Genomic DNA, 20,810 nt, shown 5'->3' with positions numbered 1-20,810 from the left:
TGTTCGCGTGCGCGATCATCGAGGCGCACGATGAACACATGACCCGTGAAGCGCCGCTGCAGGACGTGGACGAGAACCGCCTCGAGGTGGGCAAGCCGAAGGGCTGGGCGGCCGGGATACCGGGCGTGGCCGTGTCGCTCGCGCGCAGCGTCGAGCAGATGGGCACCGGCCGGACGGTCAAAGCACTGCGGCTGCTGAACCAGCGCGAGGGCTTCGACTGCCCGGGCTGCGCGTGGCCGGAACCCCGTGCGGTCGACGGCGAAAAGCGGAAGCTGGCGGAGTTCTGCGAAAACGGCGCCAAGGCCGTCGCCGAGGAAGCCACGAAACGGCGGGTGGACCGCGGCTTCTTCGCGAAGCACCCGATCGAGGACCTCCGCGGCAAGACGGACTACTGGCTCGGCCAGCAAGGCCGGATCACCGAACCGTTCGTGCTGCGCGAAGGCGCGACGCACTATGAACCGATCTCCTGGGACGACGCGTTCGAGCTGGTCGCCGGCGAGCTGAAGGCGCTGACCGACCCCAACGAGGCGATCTTCTACACCTCGGGCCGCACCAGCAACGAAGCCGCGTTCCTCTACCAGCTCCTCGTGCGCTCCTTCGGCACCAACAACCTGCCGGACTGCTCCAACATGTGCCACGAGTCCTCCGGCGCGGCCCTCTCCGCGACGACCGGCATCGGCAAGGGGTCGGTCAGCCTCGCCGACATCCACAAGGCCGACCTGATCGTCGTCGTGGGTCAGAACCCGGGCACCAACCACCCGCGGATGCTCTCGGCGCTGGAAGAGGCCAAGGGGAACGGCGCGAAGATCATCGCCGTCAACCCGCTGCCCGAAGCCGGGCTGATGCGGTTCAAGAACCCGCAGAACGTCCGGGGCGTCGTCGGCAAGGGCACGCCGCTGGCCGACGAGTTCGCGCAGATCCGCCTCGGCGGCGACCTCGCGCTGTTCCAGGCCGTCGGGCATCTGCTGCTGGCCTGGGACGAGGAAGCGCCGGGCGCGATCGTCGACCGCGACTTCGTCGAGCGCGTCACCGAAGGCTTCGACGACTACGCGAAGCACCTGCGTGAGATCGACTGGACCGAGGTCGAGCGCGCCACCGGGCTGCCGCGCGAGCAGATCGAGCGCGTCGCGCGGATGATCGCGTCGTCGGAGCGGACGATCTACTGCTGGGCGATGGGCCTGACGCAGCACAAGCACGCCGTCCCGACGATCTCGGAGATCGCGAACCTCGCGCTGATGCGCGGGATGATCGGCAAGCCCGGCGCGGGCCTGTGCCCGGTGCGCGGGCACTCGAACGTCCAGGGCGACCGGACCATGGGCATCTGGGAGAAGATGCCGCAGTCCTTCATGGACGCCCTCGCCGGCGAGTTCGGCATCGACGTCCCGCGCGAGCACGGTTTCGACACCGTCGACGCGATCCGGGCGATGCGCGACGGCCGCGGCAAGGTGTTCTTCGCCGTGGGCGGCAACTTCGCGTCCGCGACGCCGGACACGAAGGCGACCGAGAAGGCGCTCGAGTCGTGCTCGCTGACCGTGCACGTCTCGACGAAGCTGAACCGGTCGCACGTCGTGCACGGCCGCACGGCGCTGGTCCTGCCGACGCTCGGCCGCACCGAGCGGGACGTCCAGGCGAGCGGCGAGCAGTTCGTCACGGTCGAGGACTCGATGTCGCAGGTGCACGCCTCGCGCGGGCGCCTGAAGCCGGCGAGCGAGCACCTGCTGTCGGAGATCGCCATCGTCTGCCGGCTGGCCGAAACGCTGTTCGGGGCCGGGCACGCGGTGCCGTGGCGGACGTTCGAGACCGACTACGACCTGATCCGCGACCGCATCTCCCGGGTCGTGCCGGGCTGCCAGGACTACAACCGCCGCGTCCGCGAGCCGGACGGGTTCGTGCTGCCGCACGCGCCCCGCGATTCGCGGGAGTTCACCGGGACGGCCAACGGCAAGGGCAACTTCACGGTGTCGGAGCTGGAGTACCCGGCCGTGCCCGAGGGCCGGCTGCTGCTGCAGACCATGCGCAGCCACGACCAGTACAACACCACGATCTACGGCCTCTCGGACCGCTACCGCGGCATCGAGAACGCCCGCCGCGTGGTGCTGGTGAACCCGGCCGACATCACGGCGCTCGGCCTGACCGACGGCGCGCTGGTCGACCTGGTCTCGGAGTGGCGCGACGGCGACCGCCGGGCGCCGGCGTTCCGCGTGGTGTCCTACCCGACCGCCCCCGGCTGCGCGGCGGCGTACTTCCCGGAGGCCAACGCGCTCGTGCCGCTGGACTCGGTGGCCGAGAAGTCGAACACACCGGTGTCGAAGGCGATCGTCGTGCGCCTCGAACCTCAGGCCTGACGAGCCGGCCGCGTCGCGGCGGCGGGGAGGTCCCGGCCGGTCCGGATCGGGCCGGCGGCGACGATCCCCGTCGCCGCGACGAGCACGGCCATGACCGCCCACACCGGCGGCGCTCGACCCGTTCGCCAGCAGGCTGCTCGTCGCGACGACCCGGCCGCGCACGCCCGGCGGCGGGCAGGTCTGCCGGAAGCGGGCGGCGAGCACGTTCGCCGCCACCACGGCCGCGCCGACGGCCACCCCGCCGCCCGCGGCGAGGAGCAGCCCGGGACCGGCCGTGGTCAAGGGGATCAGGAATCCGAGCGGGGTCAGGGTGAGCAGGCAGACCAGCAGGCTCCGCGCGTTGCCCCGGCGCCGCCACCAGCACGCCCACGGCGCCCGGGGCGACACCCACGTCCTGGACGAAGAAGACGACCTGGATCGCCTGGTAACCGGTCAGCGCGACGTTGGCGACCGCGCTGAACACCGCGAGCGAACGCAAGTACCGGTCGTGGGCCACCCACCGCAGCCCGTCGGCGATCTCCCGGCGCAGGGTGCGAGGCCGCCGGACCGCCGGCCGGGGTGGTTCCCGCGCGGAGATCGCCGCCAGGCACCCCGCGGAGACCAGGAACGCCACTGCGTCGACGAACAGGCCGGCCACCGCGCCCGCCCGCTGGGCGAGCACGCCCGCCAGGCTCCGGCCGGCGAGCTGCGCGGATGCCTCGCTGCCCTGCAGCTTCGCGTTCCCCTCCGGCAGGTCCGCCGGGGCGACGAGGACCGGGAGGTAGACGCGGCAGGCGGTGCTGAACAGGACACTGCTCGCCCCGGCGAGCACCGCGACCAGGATCAGCTGAGCCACGGTCAGGACGCCGAGCCAGGCCGCGACCGGGACGCTGACGAGCGCCGCGGCCGAAACGACGTCGCAGCCCAGCAGCGCGGGCCGGCGCGGCCGCCGGTCGATCCACGCCCCGGCCGGCAGGCCGATCAGCAGCCACGGCACCCAGGACGCAGCCGCGATCACGCCCACGGTGAACGGACCGGCGTGCGCCAGGAGCACCGCCACCAATGGCAAGGCGACGGTCGTGACATTCCACGTTTTTCAGGGGTTCCGGGTGGCGAAGCCCCCGGCACGGGGCGAAGCCACGGATGTCACAGCTGCCGAGCTTGCTGGTCGTCTCGCCCGCCCACAGCAGGCGGAAGTCCCGGTGCCGCCACAGGCCACCACGTCGTCCGGCCACCCGGCCCCCTCCCGATCTTCCGGGAGGATGCCTCGCACCGCGCGCCGCCGTCAGCGGTTTTCGCGGTGGGCGCAACGCCGGCGCGGGTGTCAGCCCTTGTAGTCGCGCTGCAGGGTGTTGGTCATGTCGGTGACCACCGCCTGGACGTTGTCGAGGGTCGCGGGCGGGATCAGGGCCGCTTCCGTGCCGCCGTCGGCGATCCCCATGCCCAGCACGACGTTGCCCGTGCGGACCGCCGCCCACTGCTCGGAGACCCCGGCCTCGTCGCCGACGCCGGTGAGCAGCCGGACGCCCGAGTGGTCGCCCAGCGCGTCGGTCAGCAGCTGGGTCGCCTTGGTCGCGCCTTCGTTCACGTCGGAGTCGGTGAACCGGACCACGGCGATCGTCACCAGCCGGTAGTCCTGCATGTCGGGCTTGCCGCCGCCGAGGTCGCGGGCGAACAGGCGCTTGCAGCTGGTGAGGTCGTTGCCCTCGCTCGAGCGGTCCTGGGGGATGACCTTCGCGTCGGCGGTCTTCACCGAGCCGGCCGGGACTTCGACGGTCCCGGGGGCGAGCTGGTTGTGCGCGTTCGGCCCGGGCAGCTTGCAGGCGTCGATCGATTCGGGGTAGTGCGCCGCCGCGGACGCCGATTGGCACCCGGCGCACAGAACGGCGGAAGCGAGCACCGGAAGGAGCCACCCTCCGCGGGCAACGCTGCTACGCATAGGACCCGGACTTTCCGTATTTCTCGAAATTGACTTTCCGGGTGATCACCGGTCCGGTGATCTTTTCCGGTCCGCCCGGCGGGGCTGCCGCCGACGGTCATCGCACCCTGCCTCACCAGGAAGGCAGCGTCAAGACCAGTCACCCGCGTGGTCCGCCGTGGTCCGGTCGGCGGAAAACACCCTCGCGGGGGTTCACGCAAATTCTTCCCGCGGTTTCGTCGATTCCGGGGAAAAGCTCCGCCTCAATTCACGCAGACGACGCCGTCGGACGTGATCGGCTCGTCGCCGCCGGCCGGGGCACCACCGCCGCCGGTCGTCCCGGGTCCGGAGTAGACCGTCCCGAGCACCACCTCGATGTGGCCCGGCGGCACCGTCGCCGACTCCTGCGTCGCCAGCCCGCCCAGCAGCCGCGCGACCTCCGCGCCGCGCTGCGCGAGATCGGCGCCGAAGCGGACCAGGGACGTCCGGCGCGAGCCGGAGTTCCCGGTCGTGCCCTTGGCGAAGCCGTGCTCGCCCAGGAAGCCGGACACGCGGGCCGCGAGGCCGCCGTTGGGGCTGGCGTTGGTGACGTCGACGGTGACCGGGGCGCCCGGCGCCGACGGCCGCGGCGGCGCGCCGATGAGGTTCGCCGCGAAGGACTTCACCGCGGCCGGGTCGACCTGCACCGCCGTGGCACCCGGGTGGTCCTGGTCGTACCGGTAGTCGGGGTTGACGACCGGGATCGTCTCGAACCGGATCCCGCCACCGCTGACCCCGCGCATCTGGGCGACGAAGTCGAGCAGGTTCCACGAGTCGTCGAGCACGACCGACCGCTTGACGGCGTCGATCAGGTCGGACAGCTTTCCGGGGCTGGTCAGCGTCCCCGCCGACAGCACCTGCCGGGCCAGCCCGGCGAGGAACACCTGCTGCCGGCGGACGCGAGCGAAGTCGGTGCCCGGGAGGCCGTCGCGCTGGCGGACGAAGGCCAGCGCCTCGGCGCCCTGGACCCGCTGCGGCCCGGCCGGGAAGTCCGCGCCGGAGTTCTTGTCCTTCGTGGCTTCCTTGAGGCAGACGTCGACGCCGCCGACCGCCTTGCTGATCTCGTAGAAGCTGAACAGGTTGACCTCGGCGTAGTGGTCGATCTTGACGCCGGTGAGGTCTTCGACCGCCTGCCGCGTCCCGCGCCGGCCGGCGGTGAGCGCGGCCTTGGTGATCTTGGCCTTGTCGGTCTCCCCCGCGTCGCGCTGCCGCTTCGCTTCGGCGGCCTTCGCGCGGCCGAACGCGGCGTTGATCTTGCCCTCCCCGCCGGGCATCGACACGTAGCTGTCGCGCGGGATGGAGAACGCTTTCACGTCGTGGGTCCCGTTCGGGATCCGCAGCACGATCAGGGTGTCGGTGAGGTCGTCACCGTTGGGACCGGCCCGCAGCTCGCGCAGGACGTCCGCGGGAAGCGGGTGCTCCTGCTGGTCGGTCCGGGAGTCGCGGCCGACGAGCAGGATGTCGAGCGACCCGTCGGCGGGCTGCTCGCCGGGCGCCGTGCCGTCGCCGCCGATCACGCTGTCGCGCGTGACGTCGTCGAGGGCGTGGAGGTTCGTGTAGCCGTACGCGGTCCCGCACAGGACGGCGAAGGCCAGCCCGGCGACGGCGATCTTCCCCAGTAGGTGCACGTCCTACCGACGCCGCCGGACCGGCCCCCGCTGCACGGGTGAGGCAGGTCACACCGCTCAGCCGAAGAGCTGCACCAGCTTCAGGAAGAGCTGGTACACGCCGTAGGCGAAGGGCAGGACCACCCACGCCCACGCCAGCACGATCAGCGGCACCCGGTTGGGTTTCGTCGCCGGCTCGGTCATCACGCCTCACTCCTCGCGGCCGCGCTCGCGGCGACCGGCTCGTGGTACTTCTCCTTGACCGGGCGGACCAGCTCGTTGGCCACGAAGCCGACCACGAGCAGGCCGATCATGATGTAGAACGACGTCGTGTACAGGTCCGGGCCGGACTTGCCCGCCGACTTCTCGCTGTCGGCGATCCGGTTGACGATCAGCGGGCCGAGCACGCCGGCCACCGACCACGCCGTGAGCAGCCGGCCGTGGATCGCGCCGACCTGGAAGGTGCCGAAGAGGTCCTTCAGGTACGCCGGGACGGTCGCGAACCCGCCGCCGTAGAAGGAAAGGATCACCATCGCGCAGAGGATGAACACGAGCTTCGACGAGTTCTGCGTCAGCGCGATCACCAGGTACAGCACCGCGCCGACGCCGAGGTAGGTGCGGTAGATGTTCTTGCGCCCCACCAGGTCCGAAGTGGACGACCAGACGAACCGGCCGAGCATGTTGCACAGCGACAGCAGCGCGACGAACCCGGCCGCCGCGGCCGTGCCGACCGGGGTGGACGTGTTCTTGAAGAAGTCCACGATCATCGGCGACGCCTTCTCCAGGATGCCGATGCCCGCGGTGACGTTGAAGCAGAGAACGACCCACAGGCACCAGAACTGCGGCGTCTTGATGGCGTTGGCCGCCGAGACGTTCGCCGTGCTGATCATCGCCTTGCCGTGGTCGGTCTTCGGTTCCCAGCCGGCCGGCTTCCAGTCGTCGGCCGGCACCCGCACGAGCAGCCAGCCCATCGACATGAACACCGCGTAGACGATGCCGTGGACCAGGAACGCCGTGGCGATGGTGCCGGTGGTGGGCGCGGTGCCGAGCATCGACGACGACCACGGCGAGGCGATCAGCGCGCCGCCGCCGAAGCCCATGATCGCGATGCCGGTCGCCATGCCCGGCCGGTCCGGGAACCACTTGATGAGCGTGGACACCGGCGAGATGTAGCCGATGCCGAGCCCGACGCCGCCGATCCCGCCGTAGCCGACGACGACCAGCCAGAACTGGCCGGTCGCGACGCCGAGGGCGGAGACGAGGAACCCGCTGGCGAAGCAGCACATCGACACGAACATCGCCCAGCGCGGGCCGTTCTTCTCGACGAGGGTCCCGCCGAACGCGGCGGACAGCCCGAGCATGACGATGCCCAGCTGGAACGGCAGCGAGCTCTGCGTCCCGTTGAGGTGCATCGTCTTTTCGAGCGGCGTCTTGAAGACGCTCCACGCGTAGGCCTGCCCGATCGACAGGTGTACCGAAAGGGCCGCCGGCGGCACCAGCCAGCGCGTCCAGCCTGGGGGTGCCACGATCCGGGAACGGTCCAGGAAGCCGAGAGCCATCGGATCCCTCCGTAGAGTGGGGATGATGGAGGGAATGTATTACTAAATACCCGGTGTTGCACCATGTGAGTGTCAAACTTTCGGGTAGGGAAAGGTGGGCGGATGGGCAGGGTGACCGTGCGCAGGCCGGTGCGGCGGATCTCCGCGACCGGGGACCGGCGGCGTCCCGACGCGCTCGCGGCCGAAGAACCCCTGGAGCTGCGGGTCGGCGGCAAGGCGCTGGCGGTCACGATGCGCACGCCGGGGCACGACGTCGAGCTGGCCCACGGCTTCCTGCTGTCCGAAGGCGTGATCGGCGGCCGCGAGGACATCGCGGTCGCCCGCTACTGCGACGGCGTCGACGACCAGGGCCGCAACACCTACAACGTCCTGGACATCGCGCTGGCCGACGGTGTGCCGCCGCCGGACACCGGCGTCGAGCGCAACTTCTACACGACGTCGTCGTGCGGGGTCTGCGGCAAGGCGGCGCTCGACGCGGTCAAGCTGCGTACGAGGTTCTCCCCCGCCTCGGCGGCCTTCGCGGTGAAGAGCGAAACGCTGTCCGCACTGCCCGACGCGTTGCGTGCCCGCCAGAAGGTGTTCGCCAGCACGGGCGGCCTCCACGCGGCGGCGCTGTTCAGCCCGGACGGTTCGCTGGCCGTCGTCCGCGAGGACGTCGGCCGGCACAACGCGGTGGACAAGGTGCTGGGCTGGGCGGTCCTGGAGGGTCGCGTACCGGCGCCCGGCCACGGCCTGCTGGTGTCCGGGCGCGCGTCGTTCGAACTGGTGCAGAAGGCCGCGATGGCGGGGATCGGGTTGCTGGCCGCGGTGTCGGCACCGTCGTCCCTGGCGGTCGAGCTGGCGGAGGAGAACGGCATGACCCTGATCGGCTTCCTCCGCGGCGACTCGATGAACCTCTACACCGGCGACCACCGGGTGCTCACTTAAGCAGTGAGCCTCCCCTCCCAGCCGGCCTGGCTGGAAGGGGTCTCATGAGTGTCTTGTCCGGCCTGGACCCGTTGCTCGTCGCCGGGTTGGCCGTGCTCGGTCCGGTCGTCCGGGTCATCGCGCTCGCCGTTGCCTTGCGCGGCACCGATCCGCGGGACCGACCGGCGATCATCAAAGCTTTGGCGGAGTTGTTCCGCGTCTTCCCTCCGAGGCGTCGTTGACCGGACCCGGCAACCGGGTCAAGCCGACTCGACCCAGTTGCCGTGGAAGCCGTTGGGGACCCGGTCCGGGAGGTGGATCGCCGCGACCGTCTCCAGTGAGCCCGCGTCCAACAGCGTCAAGTCGCTTCGCTGCGTCGACGGGTCGAAGACGAAGCCCATCAACACTCCGTCGTCCTCCGCCGCGTCTTCGTGGGACGGCACGAATACGAACTCGCCCGGCTGGCGGCCCTCGCCGAACGCGCGCTCCTGGCGGGACCCCGTGTGGAAGTCGTGCTTGAACAGTGAGCCGCCCGGGTCCGCGCCGCCGTCGGCCGACATCGCGTAGCCGTAGCGGTGGCGGCGGCCGACCAGCCGCTCGTCCACCCGCGGGAACTCCTGGCCGCGGTCGTCCAGCCGCTCCTCGATGACCTTGCCCGCCGTCAAGTCGACCGTCCAGCGGTCCAGCGTCGGGCCGCCCTCGTCCGGTCCGTGCAGCTCGCGGTCGAACATCCGCGGGTGGCGCACGACGTCCAGCACGATCGAGTCGCCGTCGTCGTAGGCGTTGAGCGGGTGGAAGACGTAGCACGGCTCGACCTCGAACCAGCGGACGTCGCCGTTGCCGCCCTCGCGCGGCATGACCCCGACGCGCGCCGGGTACTTCGGGTTCCAGCGGTAGGGCAGGCCGCCGTTCGCGCCGATCTTGCGCGTCATCATCGCCGTCACCGGGTCCGGCACGCGGACCTTGCCGACTATCGCCGAGACGACCAGCTTCGCCGGCGTCCGCAGCGCGCTCGGCACGCTGGCGGCCACCGCCATCTCGGCGTTGAACGTCACCGGCAGGTCGTAGAACACGACGTGCTTCTCGGTCAGGGAGAAGTCGTGCATCATCGGCGACCCGGTGACCTCGACGTCGACCGTGCGCCGCGCGCGGCCTTCCGTGTCGATCACCGAGTACTGGACCTTGTTGCCCATCCCGAAGAAGTACGAGACGGCGTGCAGCTCACCGGTGCGCGGGTCGCGCTTGGGGTGGGCGGTGTAGCCGCCGGGCAGCGTGCCGTCGAAGTCGCAGCGGCCGACGGTGTCGAGCTCGTCGGTCAGCTCGTAGATCGGCGCGCCCGCCTCGACCAGGGCGAGGGTCTTGCCGGCGTGGCCGATCACGTTGGTGTTGGTGCCCAGCGCGTCGAGCCCGCAGAAGCGGCTCGGGTCCTCGCCGTTCAGCGTCGCCGCGACGGCCGGGTTGCGGACCCAGCGGTTGCGGTACCACTCGGCCTTGCCGTCGCGCAGGCGCACGCCGTGGACCATGCCGTCGCCCATGAACCAGTGGTAGGCCGCCGGGTCCACTTCGGACAGCGGGTTGGGCCCGTTGCGCAGGTAGCGGCCGTCGAGGAAGTCCGGGATCGCACCCGTGACGGCCAGCTCGGTGATCGTGTGCTCCCGGCTCACCGGGGCGAAGTTGCCTTCGAGGAACTTGTTGCCCATGCCGACCCCTCCAGAGTTGCCATAACTCGGTTATAGCTCCATTTATAACAGGGTTATGAGATACTGGCAAGCATGAGCCCCAAACCGCGCGCGAACGACGTCAAGGAGCGGCTCGTCCAAGCCGCCATCCGGCTGCTCGACGAGGGCGGCCCCGAAGCCCTGCAGGCCCGCAAGCTGGCGGCGGAGGTCGGCGTCTCGACGATGGCCGTCTACACGCACTTCGGGGGCATGGCGGCGCTGGTCGACGAGGTCGCGCGGACGGGGTTCGTCCGGCTCAGCGCGTCGCTGGCCGAGGTGGGCGAGACCGACGACCCGGTGGCCGACATCTTCAGCCTCGCCCGCACCTACCGGCAGGCGGTCGCCGAGCAGCCGCAGCTGTTCGCGGTGACGTTCGGCCAGTCCGCGCCAGGCGGCAAGCGCGCGACGCTGTCCGACCTGACCACCGAGGAGGGCCGCGAAGCCGCGCAGGAGGGCCTGGAGGCGTTCGAGCACATCGTCCGGGCGACCGAGCGGGCCATCGAGGCCGGCCGGTTCCGGCCTGCCGACAAGTACCAGGCCGCCGCGCAGCTGTGGAGCGCGCTGCACGGCTTCGTCACACTCGAGGCCTCCGGCCACTTCGGGGGCGCCGAGCAGGGCATCGACCACATTTTGATACCCCTGGGGATCACCCTCGCGGTGGGTCTCGGGGACACTGTGGAGCAGGCGGAACGTTCGACCGAGGCCGCGAAGGCGACTTGGCGCGCGAGAAACCGAAACGCCGGGCAGGGTGGGAACGACTAACCCGGCGAACAGGGACGTGAGGGGAACGCGGAGCGGGTGCGCGGCGTCCTAAAGAGCAGCAGGCGGGGGACGGAGACAGGTGAACGAGGAAAACGAGGAGCGCGACGAGGTCCGGCCGGCCGGACCCGGCGAGCCCTTGATCCCGGAGACGGTCGGGGCGGCCGCCGTCCGGGACGCGCGGCGCTGGCTGTCGCGCCGGTCCGTGCTGGTCGCGGGCGCGTCCGGGCTGGCCGTGGCCGGCCTGGCCGCCGGCACCGCCACCGGCAAGCTGCCGTTTAGCCAGGCCCTGCAGCGCACGCTGGGCGTGACGTCGTCGAACCCGACGACCCAGCTGGGCAGCACCCGCGTCGAGCGCGTCTACTCCGCCGCGCGCGGCCGGATGGTCGACCTGGTGTTCATCCTGCCGTCGAAGACCCCGCCGAAGGGGCTGCCGATGTCGCTGATGCTGCACGGCCTGCACGGCAACGCCCGCAGCGCGGCCCCGACCGGCACGCTCAAGCAGCTGGCCAGCGACGTCGCCCGCAAGGCGGTCCCGGCGTTCGGCTTCGTGGCCGTCGACGGCGGCGACAACTACTGGCACGAGGTGCACCCGGGCGACGACCCGATGGCGATGATCCTCGAAGAGGTCCCGCAGTGGCTGAAGGCCCGCGGTTTCGGCGGGGACACCGGGCAGCCGTTCGCCTGCACGGGCATCTCGATGGGCGGGTTCGGCGCGCTCGTGTACACCCGCCGTCGCGTGGAGCGGCGCCAGCCGCCGGCCGCGGTCGCGACGCTGGCCCCGGCGCTGATCCTGTCCTGGCAGGAGATGGCCAAGCGGCACATCTTCACCGGCCTGAACGACTGGACGGCGCTGGACCCGCTGCGCCACGTCGACGAGACGAAGAGCGTGGCCAACGGCATCTGGTGCGGCACGGAGGACCCGTTCATCACGGGAGTCCGCCGCTACATCGACGCGGTCCACCCGGCGGTGGCCCACACGGCCCACGGCAAGCACGGCGACTCGTTCAACCGGACGGTGGTGCCCAGCTTGATCAGCTTCCTGGGCAAGCACGTGCCCCGCAAGGACTGACCGGCCTCAGCAGCTGAAGTGGACCCGGGTCGTCGTGCGGCCCGGGACCCAGTACGTGCGGACCAGGTCCGCCAGCCGGTTCACCAGCAGCAGCCCGCGGCCGCCCAGCGTGGTCGCCGTCGGCGGGATGCGGCCGGCCAGCGGCTCGGTGATCGTGCCCGCGTCCGTCACCTCGCCGATCACCTGGTGCTCCTCCGCCCACAGCCGCAGCACGCCCGCGCCGCCGGCGTACAGGACGCTGTTCGTCATCAGCTCCGCGATCGCCAGCGTGAAGTCGTCGCGGCGGGGACGGCGCAGGCCGTGGCGGGCGGCCCAGATCTCGGCGAACCCGCGCAGCGACGCCAGCTGCGCGATGTCGAACTTCCGCTCGACGGCGGCCGGCGGCGGTACCAGCGGCCGCATGAACTCCGCGCGCACGCCTTCGGGGTCGAACCGCGAGCTGGTGAACGGCCCCGCCGGCCCCCACACCTCGGGGTGGGTGCGCTCGGCGTCGGCCAGGACCGGCGGCGGCAGCGCCGCGGTGTCGTACGGGCAGAGCACCGCCAGGTCGCGCCCGACCAGCGCGTTGTTGATGAGTGCCTCGTGCAGCACGCACGCCGGGTACTCGGCGCCGGTCCGGTCGCCCCACATCGGCTCCGCCACGACCCGCACCGGGCCCGCGTGCTCGCCGGCGAACGCGAGCAGCACCGACGGCAGGATCGCCCCGGGGTTGCGGCCCACGCGGCACATGTCGGTCAGCCGGACCTCGTGAACGCGGTCTTCCAGGGCTTTCTCGAGCAGCAGGAGGTTCCGGCCGGGCACCGCGACGGCCACGGGTTCACCCCGGTCGAGGCCGTCGAGCACGAACGGAACGACGCCATCGAGGTACGCTGAGTCACCGCGGTAGAAGAGTGCGGGATGCCGGAACGGTCCGAGGGCATCCACCACGGGATTGACTTACCCAGGGCCCCGCGGGTTCAAACGACCTGAACGGCGGGCTTCACTCGACCCAGCGGCCGACGACGGAAATCAGCCAGAAGCCGACCACAGCCGCGATGGCGAACAGCAGCACCCAGTTGCCCAGCGCCCGCCGGTCGGTGACGCCACGAGCTCGCCAGAGGCCGTAGCCGGCCACGAGGAAGAGCGGCACCGGGATCAGCGGCAACGGCGACAGCCGGGACACCACGGCCACCACGCAAGTGCCCGTGCACACGGCCAGCACGCCCATCAGCACCCGGTTCAGCCACGGGTACCGCTCGGCCACGGACGCGATGACGCGCTCGCTCAGCTCACGGAACCCGAGAACCGGCCCGGCATCGACCGTCGCCGGTTCCGGGGGCGGCGGTGCCTGCACGCCACCGGCGGGGGCGGCGCCCCCACCGGTGACCGGCACAGAGTCTGCAGTCATTCAGCTTTCCTGTCGGGTCTCCGGGCCGGGTGGCCCGGAGACGCCCGGCCTCAGGCCGACTTCTCGCCGCGCTCGCTGCGCGCGCGCCGCGTCGGCTGCCGGGCGACGATCGTCGGGTTCACGTTCTCCCGGACGGTCTGCTCGGTGATGACGACCTTCGCCACGTCGTCGCGGCTCGGGATGTCGTACATCACCGGCTGGAGCACTTCTTCCATGATGGCGCGCAGCCCACGGGCACCGGTCCCACGCAGGACCGCCTGGTCGGCGATGGCCTCGAGCGCGGTCTTGGTGAACTCGAGCTCGACGTTGTCCATCTCGAAGAGCTTCTTGTACTGCTTCACCAGGGCGTTGCGCGGCTGGGTCAGGATGTTGACCAGCGAGTCCTTGTCCAGGTGGTTGACCGTCGCCACGACCGGGAGCCGGCCGATGAACTCCGGGATCAGCCCGAACTTGATCAGGTCCTCGGGCATGGTGTCGGAGAAGACGTCGCTCTCCTCGATCTCGGACTTGGTGCGGATCTCCGCGCCGAAACCGAGGCCGCGCTTGCCGACCCGCTCGTTGATGATCTTCTCCAGCCCGGCGAACGCGCCGGCCACGATGAACAGCACGTTCGTCGTGTCGATCTGGATGAACTCCTGGTGCGGGTGCTTGCGGCCGCCCTGCGGCGGCACCGAAGCGGTGGTGCCCTCGAGGATCTTCAGCAGCGCCTGCTGCACGCCCTCGCCGGAGACGTCCCGCGTGATCGACGGGTTTTCGCTCTTCCGGGCGATCTTGTCTACCTCGTCGATGTAGATGATCCCGGTCTCGGCCCGCTTGACGTCGTAGTCCGCCGCCTGGATGAGCTTGAGCAGGATGTTCTCGACGTCCTCGCCGACGTACCCGGCCTCGGTGAGCGCCGTGGCGTCCGCGATGGCGAACGGCACGTTGAGCAGCTTCGCCAGCGTCTGCGCGAGGTAGGTCTTGCCGCACCCGGTGGGGCCGAGCATCAGGATGTTCGACTTGGCGAGCTCGACCGACTCCTCCTTGGAGTCCTTCGGCCCGGCCTTGTCGTCCGCCTGGATCCGCTTGTAGTGGTTGTAGACCGCTACCGCGAGGGTCCGCTTGGCGTCGTCCTGGCCGATGATGTACTGCTCGAGGAACTCGTGGATGTCGGCGGGCTTGGGCAGCTCGTCGAGCTTGACGTCGCCGGCCTCGGCCAGCTCCTCCTCGATGATCTCATTGCAGAGGTCGATGCACTCATCGCAGATGTAGACCCCGGGGCCGGCAATGAGCTTCTTCACCTGCTTCTGGCTCTTCCCGCAGAAAGAACACTTCAGCAGGTCTCCGCCGTCACCGATCCGTGCCATGGCCGTTGACCTCGTCCCCTCCGGCGCGCGGTGGCGCGCCTGACGTGTGTTGCGACGGTGCGACCCCGGTCACGGACGACCGAGCGGAGCCTCACGCATTGCCACTGACGGTACCCGTCCGATGCCGTGGGCGGGAACACCCACAGGCGCCGGGAGCACGTCAGAGGACGACCCTAAACCAGAGTGCCGGTGTATGTCGTCTCCTCGACACACACCGGCCTGGCGGATCTACAGAGCCGACGCCTTCCGGTACGGCAGCACCTCGTCGATGATGCCGTACGCCTTGGCCTCCTCGGCCGTCAGGATCTTGTCGCGCTCGATGTCGGTCCGGATCTGGTCCGGGTCCTTGTTCGTGTGCTTGGCCAGGATGACCTCCATCTGGCGCCGCACCCGCTGGATCTCGTTCGCCTGGATCTCCAGGTCGGAGACCTGGCCGTACGTGCCCTCGGTGGCGGGCTGGTGGATCAGCACGCGCGAGTTCGGCAGCGCGTAGCGCTTGCCCGGCGTGCCGGCCGCCAGCAGCACCGCGGCGGCCGAGGCGGCCTGGCCGAGGCAGTACGTCTGGATGTCCGGGCGGACGAACTGCATGGTGTCGTAGATCGCCATCAGCGAGGTGAAGGAGCCACCCGGCGAGTTGATGTAGACCAGGATGTCGCGGTCCGGGTCCTCGTGCTCGAGGTGCAGCAGCTGGGCCATCACGTCGTTGGCCGACGCGTCGTCCACCTGCACGCCGAGGAAGATGACCCGCTCTTCGTAGAGCTTGTTGTACGGGTTCGACTCCTTGACGCCGTAGCTGGTCCGCTCCACGTACGACGGCAGGATGTACCGCGACTGGGGCGTGCTCGGGGCCTGGAAGTCACCCGGGAGCCGGAAGTTGCTCATGATCGAGTCTCCTGTGTGCTTCGCGCTCAGTTCGAGCCCGGACGGGCGATGTCGGCGGTGAGGACGTGGTCGACGAACCCGTACTCCTTCGCCTCCTGCGCGGTGAACCAGCGGTCGCGGTCCCCGTCCTTGATGATCTGCTCGACCGTCTGGCCGGTCTGGTCCGCGGTGATCCGGGCCAGCTCCTGCTTCCACTTGTTGAACAGGTCGGCCTGGATCGCGATGTCCGACGCCGTGCCGCCGACACCCGCCGACGGCTGGTGCATCAGGATGCGCGCGTGCGGCAGCGCGTAGCGCTTGCCCGGCTTGCCCGAGGAGAGCAGGAACTGCCCCATCGAGGCCGCCATGCCCATCGCGTAGGTCGCGACGTCCGGGCGGATGAGCTGCATGGTGTCGTAGATGGCGAACCCGGCGGTGACCGAACCGCCCGGCGAGTTGATGTAGAAGCGGATGTCGGACTCGGCGTCGTCGGCGTCGAGCAGCAACAGCTGCGCGGTGATCCGGTTGGCGACCTCGTCGTTGACCTCGGAACCGAGGACGACGATGCGCTCCTGGAGCAACCGCTCGAACACCGAGTCGGTGAGGTTGAGCCCTGCGGTGCCGGTCCGCGCCTCGGGCGTGTGCTGCGTCACGTCTGCCTGCCTTTTCGCCGGCGGCGGCCCGGTGCTGACGGCCGCCGCTGTCGTTTCAGATGCTTGAGATCTTGTATCCGACCCTAACGAACTCGGGCGGTGCAGAATGCCTGACACCGCCCAAGTTCGCTCACAGCTTCACTCCGCCGGAGTCTTCGCCGCCTCGTCGGTGACCTGCGTCTCCTGGGTTGCCTCGTCGGCGGCCGGCTCGTCGGAGCCGAACAGCTCCGAGAGGTCGACCTCGGCGCCGGAGCCGTCGGTGACGGTCGCCTTCCGGACCACGGAGGCCAGGGCCTTGCCGCGGCGGACGTCGGCGTAGATCGCGGTCAGCTGGCCGGACTGCTGGGCGCGCTGGACGTACTCGTCCGGGCTGATCCCGAAGCGCTGGGCCTGGTAGATGATCCGCTCGGTCAGCTCGCCGTCGTTGACCGACACCTCCTCCTTGTCGGCGATGGTGTCCAGCAGCAGCTGCGTGCGGACGGCCTTCTCCGACTCGGTGCGGGTCTCGGCGTCGAACTCCTCGAGCGTGCGGCCTTCGGCCTCGAGGGCCTGCGCGAACTGGGCCTCGTCGTGGTCGAACGGGTGGATCGCGTCGTGCTTGCGGTTCTCGATCTCGGCGTCGAGGACCTTCTCCGGGATCGGCACCTCGGTGCGCTCCAGGAGCTCGTCGAGCACCTTGTCGCGGGCCTGGACGCCCTGCTGCATCTTCTTGACGCGGCCGAGGCGCTCGCGCAGGTCGCCCTTGAGCTCGTCGATCGTGTCGAACTCGCTGGCCATCTGGGCGAACTCGTCGTCGGCCTCGGGCAGCTCGCGCTGCTTGACCGACTGGACGGTCACGGTCACCTCGGCGTCCTTGCCGGCGTGCTCACCGGCGACGAGCTGGGTGGTGAACGTCTTCGTCTCGCCGGCGGTCGCGCCGACGATCGCCTCGTCGATGCCGTCGACGAGCTGGCCGGAGCCGATCTCGTAGGACAGCCCGGTGGTGCTCGCCTCCTCGACGGCCTCGCCGTCGACGGTCGCGGCCAGGTCGATCGAGACGAAGTCGCCGGTCTCGGCCGGGCGCTCGACGCCGGTCAGCGTGCCGAAGCGGGCGCGCAGCTCGTCGAGCTGCTCGTCGACCTCGGCGTCGGTCAGCTCGACGTCGTCGACGGTGACCGCGAAGCCGTCCAGGTCGGGCAGCTCGATCTCCGGGCGCACGTCGACCTCGGCGGTGAACTCCAGGACGTCGCGGTCCTCGAGCTTGGTCACGTCGAACTCGGGGTTGCCGAGCGTGCGGACCTCGTTCTCGCGAACGGCCTCGATGTACTTGGCCGGGATGGCCTCGTTGACGACCTCGTCGAGCACCGGGCCGCGCCCGATCCGGCTTTCCAGGACGCGAGCGGGCGCCTTGCCGGGCCGGAAGCCCGGGATGCGCACCTGCTGGGCGATCTTGCGGTAGGCGCGGTCGAAGTTCGGCTTCAACTCGTCGAACGGCACCTCGACATTGATCTTGACTCGCGTCGGGCTCAGCTGCTCGACGGTGCTCTTCAAGGTCTTCTCCTCGAGCGGTAACGATTGTGTAGGACAATCCTGCGGAAATGGCCCCAGGTCACCTGCAGACCGGGACGTCCGAGTCTAGGCCAGTGGCCATCGCCCCCGGGCCGGGGGCCACCTGCGGCGTCACGGCCGATGCACGGACCGGCGTCACGGGGGTGCGCGAGGCCGTGGTCACCCGCGAACCGGGCGCGCCGCGAGCCCCGCCGCGGCGCGGCTCCCGCCAGGTGCGCCGCGAGCCGTGGCCCGACGCTCGGAACCGCCGCGGCGACCGGGCGAGCCGCCTCGGACCGCGAGCCGCCGGTGTCAGGGCGCGAGCATCCGGCCGATCACCCAGCGCATCTGACCCACCGCGTGCTCGGCCGAACCGCTGGGCTGCACCAGGTGGGACAGCAGCAGGCGCATCCACGCCTCGACCGCCACCGCCCACTCCGATGCCGTCAGCCGGACCCCCGGGTAGCTGCGGGCGAAGACCGCCGCGACCGTGTCGACGGCCCGGTCGATGACGGCTTCGGGCTGGGACGTCAGCAGCGGGAGGAAGTCGTCGCGGCCGCCCTGCTGGCCGCCGAGGGCGATCTCCAGCAGCGGGTTGGCGCGGGCGGCCTCGAGCGTGTGGCGGAACGCGGCCGTCACGCCTTCGACCGGGTCGTCCGGGTGCGCGGCCACGTCGTCGGTCACGCGGGCGACGAAGCGGTCGGTTTCGCTCAGCATCAGCGCCTTGGCGAGCTCGGCCTTGGAGCCCAGTTCGTTGTAGACGGTCTGCCTGCTCACGCCGACCCGCGCGGCCAGTTTGCCCATGGTGACGGCGGCCCAGCCGTCGGCCTCGATGACGTCAGCCGCCGCGGCCAGCAGCTTCTCCCGGGTCCGCGCCGGCGCAGGGTGGGTGACCGCCTTCACACGGCGAGCTTACCCGCCGGTTGCGTCCCGCTGGCCGACACCTTTTTTCGAGTCCTGCCGCGGCGTTTACAAACCCCGATGAGTTGTCTACGGTGACTCCCGCCTGGCCAGGAGCTTCTCGACCGAGGAGACCGCTCGATGCCCGTCGCCCTCACCCAGCAGCACGGCCCTGCCGTCGTGGCGACCGGTGAGACGACCGCCCGGGGCGTGCCCGCGCCGCGGATCAGCCTGCCCGCCGTCTCGGTGCCGACGCTCCTGCTCTTCGCCGGCGGCCTGGCGCTGGGGATCGTCTCGACCTGGCTGCTGCTCGCGGACCTCGTGTCGCCGGTGGTCACGGTGGCGCTCAACACCCTCGTCACCTTCGCCATGTACACGGTGGTGCACGAGTCCGCCCACCACTCGGCGGGGAAGCTGACCTGGGTCAACGAGCTCCTCGGGCGGCTGGCCGTCCCCTTCGTCGCCGCGTACGCGTCGTTCCCCTCGCTGCGGTTCGCCCACGGCGAGCACCACCGCCACACGAACGCGTCGGTGCCCGCCGACCCGGACGCCTGGACCTCGCGGGGCCCGCGCTGGCAGCTGCCGTTGCGCTGGCTGACCCTCGACTTCGCGTACGCGCGCTGCTACTTCTCCCGGCTGCGGTCCCGCCCGACCCACGAGCTGACCGAGACGCTGGTGGTGCTCACCGCGGCGCTGTCGGCAGTGGTGGCGCTGGTCGCGGCCGGCCACGGCGTCGAGCTTCTGCTCGTCTACCTGCTGCCCCAGCGGCTCGGCATGGGCCTGCTCGCGTGGTCGTTCGCCTGGCTGCCGCACCACGGCCTGCCCGCCGCGGGGCCGGAGGGCCGGTTCGGCACGACCCGCGTGCGCGTCGGCCTCGACTGGCTGCTCACCCCGGTGCTGCTGGCCCAGAACCTGCACCTGGTGCACCACCTGCACCCCGCCGTCCCGTTCCACCGGTACCGCCGGGTCTGGCTGGAGAACCGCGAGGTGTACCTGGCCCGCGACGTCCCGATCCGCACCGCCGGGGGCCGGGACCTGACCGCGGAGGAGTACCGGATGACGGCCGGCCTCGACTGCTCCCCCGAGGTGTCCGTGCCCGCGCCCGCCGCGCCGCCGCTCGGGCCGAACCGGTTCCACCGGCTGCGGGTGCGCGAGATCCGGCAGCTGACCGCGGACGCCGTCGCGATCACCTTCTACGTCCCGCCGCAGCTGGCCGAGGAGTTCCGGTTCACGCCGGGGCAGCACGTCGCGGTCCGCACGGTGCTCGACGGGCAGCCGGTGCGCCGGACGTACTCGATCTGCGCGTCGGCGGGCGCGGGCGAGCTGCGGATCGCGGTGAAGCGGCGGCCGGGCGGCGCGTTCTCCGGCTTCGCGAGCACGACGCTGGCCGTGGGCGACTTCCTCGACGTCCTGCCGCCGTCCGGCGGGTTCACGCTCACACCGGACCCGTCCCGGACCGCGCACTACGTCGCGCTGGCCGCCGGCAGCGGCATCACGCCGGTGCTGTCCATCGTGGTCAGCGCGCTGTCCGCGGAGCCGCACAGCCGCGCGACGTTGTTGTACGTGAACACTTCGGGCGCGACGACGATGTTCGCAAAGGAGCTGAGCGCACTCGCCGAAGGGTTCGGCGGGCGCCTGCACGTCGTCCACTACCGGACCGACGAACGCGACCCGGACCTGCATGCGCACCGGCCCCGCCAGTTCGACACGCTCGGCGAGGCGCTGGCGATCTCCCACGAGCGCTACCAGCGCGGCCGCCTCGACGGGACGCGCCTGCGCGCGCTGCTGCAGAACCGCCTGCACCCGGCGAAGGTCGACGAGTGGTTCCTGTGCGGCCCGCGGGGTCTGATGGACCTGGTCCGCCGCACGCTGGCCGACGCGGACGTCCCGGAGGAGAACGTCCACTTCGAACTGTTCCGCGGCGCGGCGCCCCTGCGCGACCCGGCGGGCACGCCGGCGACGGTGGCGGTGACGCTGGGCGGGACGACGACGTGCGTGCCCACGGAAGCCGGCGAAACGGTGCTGGACGCGGCGATGCGCGCCGGGTTCGAGGTGCCGTACTCGTGCACGGGCGGCGCGTGCGGGACGTGCCTGGCGACGTTGCGGCACGGGCAGGTCGACATGGACGTCCGCTACGCGCTGACGGAGGACGACGTGGCGGCGAACCGGATCCTGACGTGCCGCGCGCGGGCGACGACCCCGGAGGTCGCGGTCGACTACGACCGCCGCTGACC

General features: G+C 70.9%; 18 protein-coding genes and 1 pseudogene. 6 read left to right on the top strand and 13 right to left on the bottom strand.

Annotation, left to right across the window (positions count from 1 at the left end):
- Positions 1 to 38: 38 nt before the first annotated feature.
- Positions 39 to 2,345, top strand: coding sequence for an FdhF/YdeP family oxidoreductase (locus tag ACZ7OH_RS37120; RefSeq protein ID WP_470285135.1), 2,307 nt, complete (start codon positions 39 to 41; stop codon positions 2,343 to 2,345).
- 346 nt (positions 2,346 to 2,691) lie between these two features.
- On the opposite strand, the pseudogene ACZ7OH_RS37115 reads toward ACZ7OH_RS37120, so the two are convergent.
- From ACZ7OH_RS37115 to ACZ7OH_RS37095, 5 genes and pseudogenes are all read right to left on the bottom strand, one after another.
- Positions 2,692 to 3,402 (bottom strand): annotated as a pseudogene (locus ACZ7OH_RS37115) (MFS transporter); the annotation flags it as partial.
- 246 nt (positions 3,403 to 3,648) lie between these two features.
- Entirely contained in the window at positions 3,649 to 4,224 is a 576-nt protein-coding gene (locus tag ACZ7OH_RS37110) for a hypothetical protein (protein WP_470285134.1), read from the bottom strand.
- Positions 4,225 to 4,505: 281 nt separating this feature from the next.
- Positions 4,506 to 5,909 carry an LCP family protein gene (locus ACZ7OH_RS37105; protein ID WP_470285133.1) on the bottom strand — a complete coding sequence of 468 codons (1,404 nt, stop codon included), beginning with the start codon at positions 5,907 to 5,909 and terminating at the stop codon, positions 4,506 to 4,508.
- A 57-nt stretch (positions 5,910 to 5,966) separates the two neighbouring features.
- Positions 5,967 to 6,092 carry an MFS transporter small subunit gene (locus ACZ7OH_RS37100; protein WP_284742082.1) on the bottom strand — a complete coding sequence of 42 codons (126 nt, stop codon included), beginning with the start codon at positions 6,090 to 6,092 and terminating at the stop codon, positions 5,967 to 5,969.
- The gene (locus ACZ7OH_RS37095; protein WP_470285132.1) at positions 6,092 to 7,447 is read right to left on the bottom strand and encodes an L-lactate MFS transporter; all 1,356 of its coding nucleotides are present in this window, start codon (positions 7,445 to 7,447) and stop codon (positions 6,092 to 6,094) included. Before ACZ7OH_RS37095 ends, ACZ7OH_RS37100 begins: the two co-directional genes overlap by 1 nt.
- A gap of 102 nt (positions 7,448 to 7,549) precedes the next feature.
- On the opposite strand from ACZ7OH_RS37095, the gene fdhD reads away from it, so the two are divergent.
- Positions 7,550 to 8,374, top strand: a complete 825-nt coding sequence (gene fdhD, locus ACZ7OH_RS37090) for a formate dehydrogenase accessory sulfurtransferase FdhD (protein ID WP_470285131.1) — start codon at positions 7,550 to 7,552, stop codon at positions 8,372 to 8,374.
- 44 nt (positions 8,375 to 8,418) lie between these two features.
- Positions 8,419 to 8,595: a hypothetical protein gene (locus ACZ7OH_RS37085; RefSeq protein WP_470285130.1), complete on the top strand. Its 177-nt coding sequence runs from the start codon at positions 8,419 to 8,421 to the stop codon at positions 8,593 to 8,595.
- A gap of 18 nt (positions 8,596 to 8,613) precedes the next feature.
- Here ACZ7OH_RS37085 and ACZ7OH_RS37080 read toward each other — a convergent pair whose 3' ends face one another.
- On the bottom strand, positions 8,614 to 10,053 hold the full coding sequence (locus tag ACZ7OH_RS37080; RefSeq protein ID WP_470285129.1) for a carotenoid oxygenase family protein: 1,440 nt from the start codon (positions 10,051 to 10,053) through the stop codon (positions 8,614 to 8,616).
- Positions 10,054 to 10,125: 72 nt separating this feature from the next.
- Here ACZ7OH_RS37080 and ACZ7OH_RS37075 point away from each other — a divergent pair, with 72 nt between their 5' ends.
- Entirely contained in the window at positions 10,126 to 10,833 is a 708-nt protein-coding gene (locus ACZ7OH_RS37075) for a TetR/AcrR family transcriptional regulator (protein WP_470285128.1), read from the top strand.
- Positions 10,834 to 10,969: 136 nt separating this feature from the next.
- On the top strand, positions 10,970 to 11,902 hold the full coding sequence (locus ACZ7OH_RS37070) for an alpha/beta hydrolase (RefSeq protein WP_470285221.1): 933 nt from the start codon (positions 10,970 to 10,972) through the stop codon (positions 11,900 to 11,902).
- Between the two features lie 6 nt (positions 11,903 to 11,908).
- On the opposite strand, the gene ACZ7OH_RS37065 is transcribed toward ACZ7OH_RS37070, so the two are convergent.
- The 7 genes from ACZ7OH_RS37065 to ACZ7OH_RS37035 all read right to left on the bottom strand — a co-directional run bounded on the left by ACZ7OH_RS37065 (position 11,909) and on the right by ACZ7OH_RS37035 (position 18,579).
- Positions 11,909 to 12,829 (bottom strand): anti-sigma factor RsbA family regulatory protein, encoded by a 921-nt coding sequence (locus tag ACZ7OH_RS37065; protein WP_470285127.1) that lies wholly within the window; start codon positions 12,827 to 12,829, stop codon positions 11,909 to 11,911.
- A gap of 52 nt (positions 12,830 to 12,881) precedes the next feature.
- Complete coding sequence (locus tag ACZ7OH_RS37060; RefSeq protein ID WP_470285126.1) at positions 12,882 to 13,289, bottom strand: hypothetical protein; 408 nt, start codon at positions 13,287 to 13,289, stop codon at positions 12,882 to 12,884.
- Positions 13,290 to 13,339: 50 nt separating this feature from the next.
- Positions 13,340 to 14,635 carry an ATP-dependent Clp protease ATP-binding subunit ClpX gene (gene clpX / locus ACZ7OH_RS37055; RefSeq protein WP_125314793.1) on the bottom strand — a complete coding sequence of 432 codons (1,296 nt, stop codon included), beginning with the start codon at positions 14,633 to 14,635 and terminating at the stop codon, positions 13,340 to 13,342.
- A 228-nt stretch (positions 14,636 to 14,863) separates the two neighbouring features.
- Positions 14,864 to 15,517 (bottom strand): ATP-dependent Clp protease proteolytic subunit, encoded by a 654-nt coding sequence (locus ACZ7OH_RS37050; protein WP_400904401.1) that lies wholly within the window; start codon positions 15,515 to 15,517, stop codon positions 14,864 to 14,866.
- 26 nt (positions 15,518 to 15,543) lie between these two features.
- On the bottom strand, positions 15,544 to 16,149 hold the full coding sequence (locus tag ACZ7OH_RS37045; protein WP_400904400.1) for a ClpP family protease: 606 nt from the start codon (positions 16,147 to 16,149) through the stop codon (positions 15,544 to 15,546).
- 138 nt (positions 16,150 to 16,287) lie between these two features.
- Entirely contained in the window at positions 16,288 to 17,679 is a 1,392-nt protein-coding gene (gene tig, locus ACZ7OH_RS37040) for a trigger factor (RefSeq protein WP_470285125.1), read from the bottom strand.
- 309 nt (positions 17,680 to 17,988) lie between these two features.
- Positions 17,989 to 18,579 (bottom strand): TetR/AcrR family transcriptional regulator, encoded by a 591-nt coding sequence (locus ACZ7OH_RS37035; RefSeq protein ID WP_470285124.1) that lies wholly within the window; start codon positions 18,577 to 18,579, stop codon positions 17,989 to 17,991.
- Positions 18,580 to 18,717: 138 nt separating this feature from the next.
- Here ACZ7OH_RS37035 and ACZ7OH_RS37030 point away from each other — a divergent pair, with 138 nt between their 5' ends.
- Positions 18,718 to 20,808, top strand: coding sequence for a fatty acid desaturase (locus tag ACZ7OH_RS37030; RefSeq protein ID WP_470285123.1), 2,091 nt, complete (start codon positions 18,718 to 18,720; stop codon positions 20,806 to 20,808).
- Positions 20,809 to 20,810 lie beyond the last annotated feature (2 nt).

It is taken from the genome of Amycolatopsis sp. NPDC114478, from assembly GCF_055633805.1.
This window is presented reverse-complemented; position numbering and strand designations above follow the sequence as displayed.